Annotated in this window: 15 protein-coding genes; 10 read left to right on the top strand and 5 right to left on the bottom strand. The window is 57.8% G+C overall.

What is annotated here, in order from left to right; all coding sequences use genetic code 11:
- Positions 1-24: 24 nt before the first annotated feature.
- From nhaA to ACFCW2_RS11380, 3 genes are all read right to left on the bottom strand, one after another.
- Positions 25-1,260, bottom strand: coding sequence for a Na+/H+ antiporter NhaA (gene nhaA, locus ACFCW2_RS11390; protein ID WP_379546498.1), 1,236 nt, complete (start codon positions 1,258-1,260; stop codon positions 25-27).
- A gap of 321 nt (positions 1,261-1,581) precedes the next feature.
- On the bottom strand, positions 1,582-2,376 hold the full coding sequence (locus ACFCW2_RS11385) for an outer membrane protein assembly factor BamD (protein WP_379546496.1): 795 nt from the start codon (positions 2,374-2,376) through the stop codon (positions 1,582-1,584).
- A gap of 247 nt (positions 2,377-2,623) precedes the next feature.
- Positions 2,624-3,154 (bottom strand): Crp/Fnr family transcriptional regulator, encoded by a 531-nt coding sequence (locus ACFCW2_RS11380; protein ID WP_379546494.1) that lies wholly within the window; start codon positions 3,152-3,154, stop codon positions 2,624-2,626.
- 51 nt (positions 3,155-3,205) lie between these two features.
- Here ACFCW2_RS11380 and ACFCW2_RS11375 point away from each other — a divergent pair, with 51 nt between their 5' ends.
- From ACFCW2_RS11375 to ACFCW2_RS11330, 10 genes are all read left to right on the top strand, one after another.
- Positions 3,206-3,943: an SDR family NAD(P)-dependent oxidoreductase gene (locus tag ACFCW2_RS11375; RefSeq protein WP_379546493.1), complete on the top strand. Its 738-nt coding sequence runs from the start codon at positions 3,206-3,208 to the stop codon at positions 3,941-3,943.
- Entirely contained in the window at positions 3,940-4,608 is a 669-nt protein-coding gene (locus tag ACFCW2_RS11370; protein WP_379546492.1) for a TVP38/TMEM64 family protein, read from the top strand. Before ACFCW2_RS11375 ends, ACFCW2_RS11370 begins: the two co-directional genes overlap by 4 nt.
- A gap of 189 nt (positions 4,609-4,797) precedes the next feature.
- Positions 4,798-5,172, top strand: a complete 375-nt coding sequence (locus ACFCW2_RS11365; protein ID WP_379546491.1) for a poly(R)-hydroxyalkanoic acid synthase subunit PhaE — start codon at positions 4,798-4,800, stop codon at positions 5,170-5,172.
- The gene (locus ACFCW2_RS11360; protein WP_379546489.1) at positions 5,169-6,260 is read left to right on the top strand and encodes an alpha/beta fold hydrolase; all 1,092 of its coding nucleotides are present in this window, start codon (positions 5,169-5,171) and stop codon (positions 6,258-6,260) included. The genes ACFCW2_RS11365 and ACFCW2_RS11360 overlap by 4 nt, the downstream gene beginning before the upstream one ends.
- Entirely contained in the window at positions 6,257-6,829 is a 573-nt protein-coding gene (locus ACFCW2_RS11355; RefSeq protein WP_379546487.1) for a GNAT family N-acetyltransferase, read from the top strand. Before ACFCW2_RS11360 ends, ACFCW2_RS11355 begins: the two co-directional genes overlap by 4 nt.
- 18 nt (positions 6,830-6,847) lie before the next feature.
- Entirely contained in the window at positions 6,848-7,675 is an 828-nt protein-coding gene (locus tag ACFCW2_RS11350; protein ID WP_379546486.1) for an esterase/lipase family protein, read from the top strand.
- 326 nt (positions 7,676-8,001) lie between these two features.
- The gene (locus ACFCW2_RS11345) at positions 8,002-8,454 is read left to right on the top strand and encodes a hypothetical protein (protein ID WP_379546485.1); all 453 of its coding nucleotides are present in this window, start codon (positions 8,002-8,004) and stop codon (positions 8,452-8,454) included.
- 418 nt (positions 8,455-8,872) lie between these two features.
- Positions 8,873-9,742, top strand: coding sequence for a Dam family site-specific DNA-(adenine-N6)-methyltransferase (locus ACFCW2_RS11340; protein ID WP_425589488.1), 870 nt, complete (start codon positions 8,873-8,875; stop codon positions 9,740-9,742).
- A complete protein-coding gene (locus ACFCW2_RS11335; protein WP_379546484.1) occupies positions 9,739-10,605 on the top strand; it encodes a DNA-methyltransferase in 867 nt (288 codons plus the stop codon). Before ACFCW2_RS11340 ends, ACFCW2_RS11335 begins: the two co-directional genes overlap by 4 nt.
- Positions 10,605-11,159, top strand: a complete 555-nt coding sequence (locus tag ACFCW2_RS11330) for a hypothetical protein (RefSeq protein ID WP_379546482.1) — start codon at positions 10,605-10,607, stop codon at positions 11,157-11,159. Before ACFCW2_RS11335 ends, ACFCW2_RS11330 begins: the two co-directional genes overlap by 1 nt.
- A gap of 245 nt (positions 11,160-11,404) precedes the next feature.
- Here the strand turns inward: ACFCW2_RS11330 and lepA are convergent, their stop codons facing one another.
- Both lepA and ACFCW2_RS11320 read right to left on the bottom strand, forming a co-directional pair.
- On the bottom strand, positions 11,405-13,222 hold the full coding sequence (gene lepA / locus ACFCW2_RS11325) for a translation elongation factor 4 (RefSeq protein ID WP_379546480.1): 1,818 nt from the start codon (positions 13,220-13,222) through the stop codon (positions 11,405-11,407).
- A 91-nt stretch (positions 13,223-13,313) separates the two neighbouring features.
- Positions 13,314-13,769: a DM13 domain-containing protein gene (locus ACFCW2_RS11320; protein ID WP_379546479.1), complete on the bottom strand. Its 456-nt coding sequence runs from the start codon at positions 13,767-13,769 to the stop codon at positions 13,314-13,316.
- Positions 13,770-13,848: the final 79 nt, after the last annotated feature.

The following is a 13,848-nucleotide window of genomic DNA, read 5'->3' as shown; positions in this document are numbered from 1 at the left end:
GTCTTTTATCCAGAATAGAGCGGTCTAATAGGCGACCGCGCCCTTCTCCGGACTGTCATCGGCATCCGCCGCAGCGGCCCCTTCTTTCGGCCCTTCCTTCGGCAGAGTGGCTTTCAGCAGGAAATATCCCGCCACCGCTGCAATGGTCGAACCGGCCAGCACGCCTAGCTTCACGGCATCCACCTGCTCCGCACTGGCGAAGGCGAGGTTGCCGATAAACAGGCTCATGGTGAAGCCGATCGCAGCAAACAGCGAGACAGCATGCACCTGCCGCCAGCTGACATTCTCCGGCAGGCTGGCAATGCCCGCCTTCACCGCCAGCCAGCCAAAGCCGAACACGCCCAGCTGCTTGCCGATCAGCAGACCCAGAGCAATGCCCAGCGGCAGCGGCTCCAGCAGGTCCGCCGGGTCCAGCCCGATCAGGCCCACACCGGCATTGGCGAAGCCGAAAATCGGGATGACGAGGAACGCCACCCACGGGTGCAGCGCGTGCTCCATCCGCTCCAGCGGGCGTTCTCCGTTGTTCGCCACCATCGGCACGGTCGCCGCGGCGGCAACACCGGCCAGCGTCGCATGGACGCCCGATTTCAGAACGAACACCCACATCACGATGGCGAGCAGCACATAGGGGATGGAGGACGCGACCTTCATCCGCCCGAACACCATCATGATGGCCAGAACCACGCCGCCTGCCCCCAGCATGGTCATGTCGATCGTGCCGGAGTAAAACAGGGCGATGATGGTGATCGCGCCGATATCGTCGATAATCGCGATGGCCAGCAGCAGAGCTTTCAGCGCTACCGGCACACGCGGGCCAAGCAGCGCGAGGATACCCAGCGCAAAAGCGATATCGGTCGCCGCTGGAATGGCCCAGCCCGCCTGATTGGCAGGCTCCCCGCTATTGATGATAAGGAACACCAGCGCAGGCAGCGCCATACCGCCAATCGCGGCGGACAAAGGCAGCGAGGCCTTGCTCCAGCTGGACAGTTGCCCGCCCAGAATCTCGCGCTTCACTTCCAGTCCGACGAGGAAGAAAAACACCGCCATCAGCCCGTCATTGATCCACAGCAGCAACGGCTTGTCGATCACGGCGGATCCGATCCCGGCAATCACTTGCGTATCCAGAGCGGCGGTATACGCTCCGGCAAGCGGGCTGTTCGCCACGACGAGCGCCAGCAAGGCGGCGCAGATCAGGACGATGCCGCCCGCGCTTTCTTTCTTGAGAAAATCCTGCAGCGCAGGGACAATCGCCTTAATCATCGCTCGCCTCCCGCGCGCAGTTCGAGGGCGGCAAGGGCGGAATTGGCCGGGGGATGGGCCGGGTAAAACTGTCTGGTCGCCACAATCACGGCAGGCTCCTTCATCGAAATTCATCGATCGGATTGCCCGGTTTCAAGTGATGCGGCGGGTTCGGGATTGGCGAGCCAGTCGCGCCCCGTATTCAGCCATCGCACCGGCAATCCGATGCGGTCCGACATCACAGACGCGCGCAGCGCTTCTGCCAGAGGGGCCCGGTCCCGCACCCCTCCAATGCCACAAAGCGAATTGGGTTCCCGCCGTCGCGCGGGAAATTAGCTCCGACTAGCTGACCGTCACACCGGCGGCGTGGCGATTGATCAGGTCATACGCCTTGTCATACCATTCGGAGCCCGGATAGTTCGCGCCCAGCACAGCGGCGTATTTCTTCGCCTCGACAGGCACACCCAGCGCAAGGCTGGTCTCGGTCAGGCGATACAGAGCCTCTGCCGCGTGGCTGGTGGTCTGGTAGTTCTCAAGCACGTTCTGGAACCGGATCTGGGCTGCCAGCCACTTCCCGGTCTTCTGGTAGAACCGGCCGATTTCCATTTCCTTGCCGCCCAGATGGTCGTTCACCAGATCGATCTTCAGGCGCGCATCGGCAGCATACTGCGTGGTGGGATAGCGACGCTGCACATCGTTGAGCGCGGCCAGCGCCTGCTCGGTCGTCTTCTGGTCACGGTGCACATCACTGATCTGCTCGTAATAGCTCAGCGCGATCAGGTAATAGGCGTAGGGCGCATCCTTGTTGCCCGGATGGATCGTCAGGAAACGCTGCGCGCTCTGGATCGCTTTGGTGTAGTTCTGGCCGACATAATAGCTGAACGCGCTCATCAGCTGCGCGCGGCGGGCCCACGGGCTGTAGGGATGCTGGCGCTCCACCTCGTCAAACAGCGGAGCGGCCACGCGCGCATTGCCCGCATCCAGCCGCATCTTCGCATTGGCGTAGAGCGTTTCCACATCGCGCGCGATATAGGCCGTATCGCGGGCATCCCCGCCCCCGCCCAGCGAGGCACAGGCGGTGAGAGAAAGAGCCAGAACACTGGCACCAAGGGCGTTACGGATCTGTTTTGTCGACATGGCCCCAGCCTATAGCCAGCGCCCGCGTGAACGCCAAGTGAAAGGAAAGGGGTTTTGCGGCGGGCTGGGGATTGGAGCAGGTTTGCGTCTGATTGGGCCCAACCCGCAGAAGTTGCGGTTCATCGTTTCCGGATTTTTGTCGCTGAACCGCGACTTGTGGCGACAGGTCCGCTCTGCACCCACATGTTTGAAAACTGGCCAGTGGGATTGAAGCTCATAGTCGAACCCAAGGCAGCAGCTCTATCGCTTATCGAGACAAACGCCGTTTGATCCTGCTGAGTGCCTGCGGGGTGATGCCGATATAGGCCGCCAGATCGGCTTGGCTAATCCTCCCAGCGATTTCAGGCATGTCTCGCATCATAAGCTCGTAGCGGTCTTCAGCTGAAAGGCTAAGCAATTGATACTCGCGCTGTTCCTTGCGCTTTCCATAGACGGACAGGAAACCGACCAGCGCATTCGCCAGCGAAATGTCAGTTTGAGCCGCGTTCGCCAAAACCTCGTACGGCAGTGCTATCACCAGAGTGGGTTCGCTAGCGACCAGGCTAAACGTACACGGATCGCCATCAACAAGGGCAACCATGCTGCCGATAATTGAACCCTCAGCGAGGAAGGACTTAATGTGCTCCTTGCCATCGGCGCGAATGTAGTACGCTTTTAGCAGACCAGATTTGACGAAGTAGACATTCGAATCGTGGTCCCCCTGCATGAAAGCATGGTCACCAACTCCAAGCGCAATTTCCCGTCCATTACTGACAACAAGCTGCTGAAATTGCGACAAATGAACCTCGGTTAATTACGGCGCGCGACGCTTCGGCAATACCCTAGCGCCATGAAACTCGAAAACAAAACCATCGTCCTAACGGGGGGCAGCTCTGGAGTGGGGCTCGACCTGTTGCGCGCGCTTGGCGCATCCAACGCTATCATCAACCTTTCGCGCCGAGCTCCCCCGGAAGATGCGGTGCAATTATCGCCTCGATCTACCCATATTGCGACCGATTTGGCCGATGCGGAAAGCGTGCATAGGGCTATCGAGGCGATCACCCACTCTTGTCCGGATGGGGTTGATGGGCTGATCAATTGCGCGGCTGTGCAATTCTTGCCCAAATTCACAGACACTGAATTTGATCCCTCCAGCATCGCGACAGAAATTGCGATCAATCTCACCAGTCCAGCTCAGCTGATCCACGGTTTGATAGGTCACCTGCGCATGCCGCCTGAGAGTTTCATCCTCAACGTCAATTCCGGCCTCGGTCTCGTGCCAAAAGCCGAATCAGCGGTTTATTGCGCCACCAAAGGCGGGCTCGACAATCTGTCTCGTGGTTTGCGAGCGCAACTGAACGACACCAATATACGGGTTCAGCAGGCCTTCCTGCCCCTGGTGGACACGCCGATGACCACTGGACGCGGAAGCGGCAAGCTCTCGCCGCAAGAAGTCGCGCGTCAGATCATTCGCGGTATCGAACGCGGTACGCCTGACAATGATATTGGCAAAGCCAGATTGCTTCGCGTCATCAACCGCCTCTCTCCCTCAATTGCCAACGCAATCATGCAAATAGGTGACTCATGAAAACCCTGCTCAAAGTCATGTTGACCATCGCTGCGATCTTCGCTTCCACCTTCATTCTGGGCCGCGTGCTTGGAATCCTGACTGAGGACAATGTCCGAGAATGGCTGGAGATTGCGAGCACTCTTTCTGCGCTTACGGTGATCGCCGTGGTTGTAGGCCTTCTCGCCATCGACCTTTTCGTCGCAGTGCCGACACTTACCATTGTCATACTGGGGAGCTATTTCCTCGGTTTTGAGATGGGTTTCGCGGCAGCCATTACAGGCTCGGCCATTGCGGCATTTGGCGGCTATTCTATTTGCAAACGCTGGGGCGAGACCGCGCTTGCCAAAGTGATCCGAGATGAAAACCAACGCGCAGAAATGCGCGACGCATTCACGTCCCATGGACCCGGCATGATTATGCTTTCCCGCGCGGCTCCAATCCTGCCTGAAGTAACTGCCTGTATGGCCGGGATGACTCGGATGCCTTTGCTGCGCTTTGCCATATTCTGGCTAGTGGGAACATTGCCCTATATGGGGATCGCAGCCTACGCAGGCTCCGTCAGCACTTTGGACGATCCGCGCCCGGCCATCTTTGCCGCCTTGGGGCTCTATTCAGTGATGTGGACTGGCTGGTTCATCTATCGCAAATTCTCGATAAAGGGCGGAACGCAGCTGCTTGTTTGAGCCGGTCCATAATGGCGCGTCCGCCACACAATAATTTTTCCAACACTTCCAGAACGAAAACACCCCTCTGCCCTTGAAAAACCGCCAACAATCCGCCCATCACTGGTAGTAGTGGCAGTTCCGCGGACAGCTCCCTAAAGACTAGGCCCTTATTCTCGCATCACAACTCTCAGCAAAGGGCGCGCGCTTATGGCAGACAAATCGGAAACCGGCCCGATCATCGATCCCGCAGCCCAGTTCAACACCATGCTGGCCGAGTGGGAGAAGATGACCAACTCGATCAGCGAGAGCATCACGGGCACGAAGGAATTCAGCCAGGCAGTCAATCAGTCCAACGCCATGCAGATGCAGATGCGGGCGCAAATCCAGAAGGCGATGGGCAAGGCGCTGGAAGTGGCGAACCTGCCGAGCCGCGAGGATATCATCACGCTGGGCGAGCGGGTAGGTGCGATCGAGGGGCAGCTCGCGCGGATCGAGGCGGCGATCGGCACCGATCTGAAACCCGCAGACACCGCCAGAAAACCAAAGCCCAAACGCACGCGCAAACCGCCTGAAACCGCATGAGCGCTCAGGAAACACCGGCTTTCCCGCTCGGCCCCGAGGCTCTGGCCGAGGCGACCAAGTCATTCGAGAGGATGATGCAGCGCAATGTGAAGGGGCTGGAATATATCCGCTCGCCCGCGCCCGTCGTTGGCATCTCCGAAAGCGAGACGCTGATCGACCGGGGCACGCTGCAATTGCTGCATTACACGCCGCTGGTGGAGGAAGTGTACCGCGTGCCGGTGGTGCTGGTGATGGCGACCACCAATCGCGGCTACATCTTCGATCTGCGGAAAGGGCAAAGCTATGTCGAATATCTGCTGAAGGCGGGCTTCGACGTGTTCGTGATCGACTGGGAACCGCCCCGCGATGACGAACGCGGCCTCGGCATGGCGGACTATGTGCTCGACTTCATCCCCAGCTGTATCGAGCGGATCTGCCGCGAGACGGGCGAGGACGAGGTTTCGGTCATCGGATATTGCATGGGCGGCGTGCTGTCGCTGATCTATGCCGCGCTGCATCTGGACGGCCCGGCGAAGAGCCTGATGGTGTTCACCACCCCGCTCGACATGACCAAGATGACCGGCTTTCACAATTGGTCGGACAAGCGGTTTTTCGACGTTGACCGCATCCTGAAGACCTACGGCAATTGCCCGCCGGAGCTGATCTACGGGGCGTTCGACCTGCTCTCGCCGGCCGACAAGACGGCGGGCAATCTGCGGCTGTGGGACAATATGTGGAACGATGAATTCGTCGAATCTTACCGCCTGTTCGATCGCTGGGCGAACGACATCCTGCCACTGGCGGGCGAGTATTTCGCCGATACGACACGCGGGCTGATGTGGGAAAACGGCCTGTACGAAGGCACGCTGCAGGTCGCTGGCCGGACGGCGGATATCTCCAAGATCAAGATACCGTTCTTCATGGCCACGGCCGTGCATGACAGCATCGTGCCCTCTGAATCCTCCGCTCCGCTGATCGACAAGATTGGATCGGCAGACAAGGAACACCTCGAATTGAAAGGCGGCCATGTCAGCGTGATCGCCGGACCCAACGCGGTCAAACGGCTGTGGCCGGCGACCGAAAAATGGCTTGGAAAACGATCAGTATGACAAAGCACAGCTCCTCATTCGAATGCGGCGGACATATGGTGGAGCTGTCGCAGCTCAGCCGCGATGACGCGCAGAAGGCGATGGATTTCGCCGCCGCCCTGCCCTTGCACGATATGCTGTTCCTCTCCCGCGATATCCGCCACCCGAAGGTCGTCTCCGCGTGGATCGATGCGGTGGAAGATGGCAGCATCACCAGCCTGGTCGCGCATTCGGGTGGCCAGATCCACGGCATCACCGCGCTGGTAACCGACAAGCTGGGCTGGTCGCACCATGTCGCCGATCTGCGCATGGTCATCAGCACGGCGATGCGGGGCCACGGGCTGGGTCGTAAAATGCTGCTTGAATCGCTCAAAGCCGGAGAGGCCAGCGGCGCGGAGAAATTCATCGCCCGCATGACGCCCGACCAGCGCGGTGCCATTGCCCTGTTCGAAAGCGCCGGTTTCCGGGCCGAGGCGCTGCTGCGCGATCATGTGAAGGACCCCGATGGCGAGGTCTATGATCTGGTTGTCATGTCGCTCCACCTGCGCGAATACCGCCGGATGCAAGCCGCCTTTGGCGAGCGGGAGTAGCGCTGGATGGCCAAGCAAATGAATATCGTCGAAGAAACGGTCGCCGCTGCCAGCAAGCAGATGGAGACGCTCGCCAAAGCCGCGCCGATTACCCCGCCCAGCGCGCTGCTGATGGGCACCGATATCTTCCGCGCCGGGCTGGAGTTCATGGCTAACCCCATGTTCGCCGCGGCCTATGCCGCCTCTCCGCGCGGGGACGGGCATCCGGTGCTGGTCCTGCCCGGCTATGCGACGTCCGATGCCTCCACCCTGCTGCTGCGGCGCTATCTCAAGAACCTCGGCTATGACGTGCGCGCGTGGAAACTGGGGCGCAATATGGGGCATTCCACTATCGGCCCCGAACGGCAGCGGCTGCATGACCGGATTGCCAAGATCGCGGACGATACCGGGCGCTCTGTCACGCTGGTCGGGTGGAGCCTTGGCGGAGTGATGGCCCGCCTGATCGCTGGCACCACAGACCAACCCATTCGACAGATCGTGACCATCGGCTCGCCCTTCACCGGCAGCCCCTATGCCACCAATCTGTGGCGGATGTACGAGCGCACTTCGGGCAAGAGCTTCGACCACCCCGAAATGGTCAAGGAACTGGCCGACAGCGCCGCCGTCCCGCTGGTCCCCTCCACCGCGATTTATTCCAAGCTGGACGGGATCACCGCGTGGGAGAACTGCCTCGACCCCGAGGGCGAGAACACCGAAAGCGTCCAGATCGTCGGCAGCCATATGGGCCTGTGCGTCAATCCGTCGGTCCTGCTGCTGCTGGCCGAGCGACTGGCGCAGGCGGAGGGCGAATGGAGCCACTTCGACCGCTCCAAGATGATGTACCCTTGGCTCTACCCGGCGGGATAAAGGGGAAACCTTTTTTGTCCGCACGCCATCCGGCGCGCGGAATCCTCGCTCATGCGACCTGAAGGTCGGGTGGCCTTCGGCCATCTACGCTTTGCTACGATTCCGCTGCGGACGCCCGGTCGGGCTTGCGGCGCTAGCGCGCCGTGCTGCGCGGCACAGTAGCTAGTCAGCACCAAGTCTCACGGACCATGCCGTGCAGTCTGCGCGCAAGTCCGGTCCGCGACCAGCGGACCGCAAGGCCGACTGGCCGCCCGAGCTTATGCGAGGAAGCAAGGGGCGCGGATGCGCCCCGCCCGCAGGGTCCAGAACGAATATTCGATCTGGGGATGCAGCGGGTGGAGGACGTCGCGATGGACCGCGCGCTCAACGGGGTGGAGGTGCCGGTCTATTCGTATGGCGAGCTGGTCGGCAAACGCACGGTCTATAATGATCGCCTGCTGATGTTCATGCTGAGAAATCGCGCGCCGGAGCGGTTTACAGAAGGGCGGGCAAAAGCGCTGAACGCCGTCGGCAAGATGAAGATGGAGCGGCTGAAGAAGCAGTGGCGCAAGGAATGGGAGGATGAACGCGGCGATGTCTCCCCCGCCGAGGTCCGCGCCAGCATAGAGCGCAAGGTGGAAGCCCTGCGCCAGCAAATTCGCGCCCGCCAGTCCGCCGAATGGGAGTGTTTGTCGGAAGAAACCCGCGCCGCCATCGCCCACGCCGAGAAGCTGAAAGCGCGCAATCTGGCCAAGGCCGGTTTGGGCGGAGAGGAAGTCAAGGCGCTGGCTGAGGGGTGAGAGGATTGAGAGGAAGGAATTTTTTGGTCCGCGTTTTTCTGTCCGCACGCCATCCGGCGCGCGAAATGTCCTCTCTTGGGTCGTTCAGCTTCGCTTCCCTCGCGCCTACAACGCTGCGGGCGGGCGCCCCCGATCTTCGGCGCCCTTGCGGCGCTTCCGCGCCGTGCTCCGCGACACGATAGCTTGTTGGCTCCAAATCTCTAGGACTGTGTCGAGCCTATGGAGCGAAAATCCGGTCCGTGACCAGCGGACCACAAGACACTCCGTTCATCCTGAGCCTATGTAAGAGACTATCACCCTAATCCGTGTTCTGCCCCGACTGGGCAACAATCCAACTGGAGCGAGGCCATGGCATTATAACCAACGATGCGCACTTAAGGCTGTGGACGACACCAGATTAGGAGGGTAGCTTCCGACTATGTCAAAGCTAGATCAGGCACTTCTCGGATTAGAATCGGCACCGCATGCGGCTCTACGAGAATTCAAAAACCGTCCATACCTCAAGTGGGCAGGCGGCAAGTTCCGTGTACTAAATGAACTAGAAAAACGCATACCGCTTGGCGAACGGTTAATCGAACCGTTTGCTGGTACCGCAGTTGTAAGTATGAACTCGCGCGCTGCGAGCGGTGTTGCGGCAGATTTAAATCATGACTTGATTTCGACTCATTTGAACGTTCGCGACAGGCTATTTGAATTACTGAGTTATTGTGAAGACCTTTTCACTCCACAAAATAATAACCGAAATTCGTTTGAATATTTACGCGATGAGTTTAATTCAATTCAGCCCAGTATTCGTAAATCTGCTATTTTTATATATCTCAATAGACATTGCTTTAATGGCCTATGCCGATATAATCGCAAAGGAAAGTTTAACGTTCCCTTTGGTCGATACAAATCGCCGACCCTGCCTTCCGAAGGGATGGTGCGATTTTCTGAAAATACCAAAAATGTAGAATTCATTTGTTCAGATTTTAGGGATGTGTTCAAATTAGCGGAGGAAGGAGATGTCATTTACTGTGATCCTCCATATGCACCGATCGAACAAACCTCAAATTTTACCTCCTACTCCTCCAGTGCTTTTGGACAGTCAGAACAAATTGAACTGCAAAAGCTAGCACAAAACGCAGCGGAGCGTGGGATACCTGTTGTGATATCAAATCACGATACGCCTTTTACCCGCGAATTGTACCAAGATGCGGAGCAGCATTTTTTCGGCGTGAAGCGAGCGATCTCTCGCAATGCTAGCAATCGCGGTGCAGCTGCCGAAATGATCGCGGTATTTCAATGATTTCAGATTTCGACTTCAATAAAGTCTCAGACTCTCGAGCCGAATATCTTGGCCCGGATGGAGAGAAGAACCACACCGCGGTGGCTCTGACTGACAAGGCAAAAAATGTCCATCTTTTGAAAGGTGAATGCTTAGACGTCATGTCAAAAATTGCTGAGAAATATCCGAATGGATGTTTCGATATGATTTTCGCTGACCCTCCTTATAATTTGTCGAATGGCGGCTTCACTTGCAGATCTGGAAAGATGGCGTCTGTAAACAAAGGCCAATGGGACAAATCCAAAGGCATAGAACTTGATTACCAATTCACATTGGATTGGTTGGAATTGTGCCAGAGATTACTAAAGGTCAACGGCACCATCTGGGTTTCTGGTACGCATCACGTTATTTTTTTAGTCGGCCATGCCATGCAAACACATGGCTTTAAGATACTCAATCAAATTACTTGGGAAAAACCAAATCCGCCGCCCAACCTGTCCTGCCGGTTTTTCACCCACTCTACCGAGACGCTAATCTGGGCTGCGAAAAGCAAGAAGTCTAAACACGTTTTCAATTATGAAGATATGAAAGCTGAAGCGGGCGGGAAGCAGATGAAATCCGTTTGGCAATTTACCGCCCCGACCAAATCTGAAAAGACATTTGGCAAACACCCCACGCAAAAGCCTCTCCAGTTGCTCGAAAGATGCATACGAGCATCCACCAACGAGGGCGATTTCGTCCTCGATCCTTTTGCTGGCAGTTCGACGACGGGCGTTAGTGCGGTCACGCGTGGTCGCGGGTATTGCGGCATTGAGGCAGATGAACACTTTATCCAAATCTCTAAGCAAAGACTTGTTTCGGCCATTCAAAAGGAAGCCAACTAATGATTGAGGGAGGAGTAGGCGGTGCAAACACTGGAACAGGCCTGCAGTTTGAAGCCCGCTGCGATTTTTTGACATTGCTACAAGATATTCCTGGATATGAAGTAAGACCGATGGTCGGAAGAGCCGGATCAGGAGTATATTTTGAAACCAAACTTCTCGCGAGGACATTTCAAAAACATCAATTTTACAATTATCTTGAGGAAGAGGGTATTGATTGGAAAGTAATGGTGAGCAAAAAGCTTCTGCCAGATGATGCTATTTTGGTCATCACCAGAAAGACTCTCAATATTGTTGAGGTCAAATTTCAGAAAGTCGCAGGTTCCGTTGATGAAAAACTCCAGACCTGTGATTTTAAGCGCAAACAATATATGAAGTTGGTTGGCGGGCTAGGACTTTCTGTAGCATACATTTACGTTCTCAATCGGGATTGGTTTGATAAGCCAGCCTATAAAGATGTTTTGGAATATATTCGTTCGGTTAATTGCGATTACTGTTTTGATTTTCTACCGCTGGCATGGTTGGGACTGCCAAACCCTGATGGACAAAAAGAATGAGAGTTTTAACATGGAGCGTGAACAATCGAGCTGACGCCATAACGAAAGAAAGCGCTTGATCTCTATGAAGCTCAGCTGAGGTAACACGGCTTTCCTCTTGACGGATACCGTTTGCTTTGGCTTGTTCTCACCACTCCCCCATCCGCAGCGCAGCGATAAACGCCTCCTGCGGAATGCTCACGTTCCTCCCGGCCTATGCGGGGACAGGCCGCCCTACGGGCGCTCCCGCATCTTGAGAATGAGAGCTATTCTTCCCCCATACGTAGTGCGGCGATGAAGGCTTCCTGAGGGATAGAGACGTTTCCGTATTCTCTCATTCTCGCCTTGCCCTTCTTCTGCTTCTCCAGCAGCTTCTTCTTGCGCGAGATATCGCCGCCGTAGCATTTGGCGGTCACGTCCTTGCGCATGGCTGCGATCGTCTCGCGGGCGATGATCTTGCCGCCGATGGCGGCCTGGATGGGCACTTTGAACAGGTGGCGCGGGATCAGGTCTTTCAGGCGTTCGCACATGCCCCTGCCCCGCTCCTCTGCCACGCTGCGGTGGGTGATGAGGGACAGGGCATCGACTGGCTCGTTGTTCACCAGAATGTTCATCTTCACCAGATCGCCTTCGCGCAGGCCGATCTGTTCGTAATCGAAGCTGGCATAGCCGCGGCTGATCGATTTCAGGCGGTCGTAGAAGTCGAACACCACCTCGTTCAAAGGTAGCTCATACGTTACCTGCGCGCGGCCGCCCACATATGTCAGATTGGTCTGGATGCCGCGCCGGTCCTGACACAGTTTCAGGATGCTGCCGAGATAGTCGTCGGGGGTGTAGATCGTGGCCTTGATCCACGGTTCCTCGATCACTTCGATCCGGCTGGGATCGGGGTAATCGCTGGGGTTATGCAGCTCGATCGTCTTCGCTTCCTCGTTCTTCGATTTGCCGAGCTGGATGCGGTAGACGACGCTGGGCGCGGTGGTGATGAGGTCGAGGTCGTATTCTCTGGAGAGGCGCTCCTGAATGATCTCCAGATGCAGCAGGCCGAGGAACCCGCAGCGAAAGCCAAAGCCCAGCGCCGCGCTGCTTTCCATTTCGAAGCTGAAGGAGGCGTCGTTGAGGCGCAGCTTGCCGATGCTCTCGCGCAGTTTCTCGAAATCCGCCGCGTCCACCGGGAACATGCCGCAGAACACCACCGGCTGCACTTCCTTGTAGCCGGGCAGCGCGGTCTGCGCCCCGCCCTTCACCGTGGTGATGGTGTCGCCGACGCGGGCCTGCTCCACCTCCTTGATCTGGGCGGTGATGAAGCCGATTTCGCCCGGGCCGATCTCGGCCAGGTCGGTGCGTTTCGGGGTGAAGCATCCGACCCGGTCGACCAGATGCTGCGTGCCGCCCTGCATGAATTTGACGTTCAGCCCCTTGGTGATGACGCCGTCGATCACACGCACAAGGATGACGACGCCGAGATAGGGATCGTACCATGAATCGACGAGGGAGGCGGTGAGCGGCTTGTCACGGTCGCCCTGTGGCGGGGGGATTTTCGCGACGACGGCTTCGAGAACGTCCTCGATGCCGAGACCGGATTTGGCGGAGGTAAGGACAGCTTCGGAGGCGTCGAGGCCGATGACTTCCTCGATCTCCATCCGCACCTGCTCGGGCTCGGCAGCGGGCAGGTCGACCTTGTTGATGACGGGGACGATTTCGTGGTCGTGCTCGATCGACTGGTAGACGTTCGCCAGCGTCTGCGCCTCTACCCCTTGCGCCGCATCCACCACCAGCAGCGCGCCTTCGCACGCGGCGAGGCTCCGGGAGACCTCGTAAGCGAAGTCCACATGGCCGGGCGTGTCCATGAGGTTGAGCTCGTAGGTCTCGCCATCCTTCGCGGTGTAATTGAGGCGCACGGTCTGCGCCTTGATGGTGATCCCGCGCTCCTTCTCGATGTCCATGTTATCAAGAACTTGCTCGGACATTTCGCGCTGCGTCAGCCCGCCGCAATGCTGGATCATACGGTCAGCCAGCGTGGACTTCCCATGATCGATGTGGGCGATAATCGAAAAGTTGCGGATTTTGGAAAGGTCAGTCATCGCCAGCGCAAATAGCGATGCGATCACCCGATGTCAGTAGAGGACTGAGGTCAGGGGGTGTTTATCCGCCCTTCCCTCAGAGCCCAGTGCCTCAAGAGAGCGCAGCGCTGGCGAAGAACACCCCGAATGCGCGGCACCAGATGACCACCGATTGTGCCTCTGCCAGGCTGGTGCCAGCGGGCAGACGGTAGATCTGTTCGCCGCTGCTGGATTTGAGACGTCCGAGGTCGACATGATCCGCAGCGCGAACGGCGCGGCCGCTGCGCGGGTTCTTGGCTTCGCTCAGCCATACCCGCAGATCGGGGCCACCGCGTGTCTTGAAATTGCTTTCGAGCTTGATGCCAAAGCCGCCGCCTTTGAGCCGGATAACCCGCGCGCCGCCCGATGCCGGGTGCGAACTGTCGGCCCCGCGGAACTGGCCCGATGCGCTGGTCGTCGCTGCAACTGCCGCACTGGGGAAAATCGCCGAGGCGACGCCCAGCGTTGCCGTTGTTGCGGTCACAGCGAGAACGGCCGATGCCACCACCGAATTGAATGCATTCTTCATGTCGAAATCCTTTGCTCAATCTGACGATTGGCAAATGTTTCGAGTAGGCACGCCGTTAGGTTACAGATAGATCCGAACT

The organism is Qipengyuania algicola, assembly GCF_042492175.1.
Lineage (GTDB): Bacteria > Pseudomonadota > Alphaproteobacteria > Sphingomonadales > Sphingomonadaceae > CAJXSN01.
This window is presented reverse-complemented; position numbering and strand designations above follow the sequence as displayed.

Bases quoted from the DNA above. Each gene is read 5' to 3' on its own strand.
- nhaA (WP_379546498.1), bottom strand. From the start codon at position 1,260: ATGATTAAGGCGATTGTCCCTGCGCTGCAGGATTTTCTCAAGAAAGAA.
- ACFCW2_RS11385 (WP_379546496.1), bottom strand. From the start codon at position 2,376: ATGTCGACAAAACAGATCCGTAACGCCCTTGGTGCCAGTGTTCTGGCT.
- ACFCW2_RS11375 (WP_379546493.1), top strand. From the start codon at position 3,206: ATGAAACTCGAAAACAAAACCATCGTCCTAACGGGGGGCAGCTCTGGA.
- ACFCW2_RS11370 (WP_379546492.1), top strand. From the start codon at position 3,940: ATGAAAACCCTGCTCAAAGTCATGTTGACCATCGCTGCGATCTTCGCT.
- ACFCW2_RS11365 (WP_379546491.1), top strand. From the start codon at position 4,798: ATGGCAGACAAATCGGAAACCGGCCCGATCATCGATCCCGCAGCCCAG.
- ACFCW2_RS11360 (WP_379546489.1), top strand. From the start codon at position 5,169: ATGAGCGCTCAGGAAACACCGGCTTTCCCGCTCGGCCCCGAGGCTCTG.
- ACFCW2_RS11355 (WP_379546487.1), top strand. From the start codon at position 6,257: ATGACAAAGCACAGCTCCTCATTCGAATGCGGCGGACATATGGTGGAG.
- ACFCW2_RS11350 (WP_379546486.1), top strand. From the start codon at position 6,848: ATGAATATCGTCGAAGAAACGGTCGCCGCTGCCAGCAAGCAGATGGAG.
- ACFCW2_RS11345 (WP_379546485.1), top strand. From the start codon at position 8,002: ATGCAGCGGGTGGAGGACGTCGCGATGGACCGCGCGCTCAACGGGGTG.
- ACFCW2_RS11340 (WP_425589488.1), top strand. From the start codon at position 8,873: ATGTCAAAGCTAGATCAGGCACTTCTCGGATTAGAATCGGCACCGCAT.
- ACFCW2_RS11335 (WP_379546484.1), top strand. From the start codon at position 9,739: ATGATTTCAGATTTCGACTTCAATAAAGTCTCAGACTCTCGAGCCGAA.
- ACFCW2_RS11330 (WP_379546482.1), top strand. From the start codon at position 10,605: ATGATTGAGGGAGGAGTAGGCGGTGCAAACACTGGAACAGGCCTGCAG.
- lepA (WP_379546480.1), bottom strand. From the start codon at position 13,222: ATGACTGACCTTTCCAAAATCCGCAACTTTTCGATTATCGCCCACATC.
- ACFCW2_RS11320 (WP_379546479.1), bottom strand. From the start codon at position 13,769: ATGAAGAATGCATTCAATTCGGTGGTGGCATCGGCCGTTCTCGCTGTG.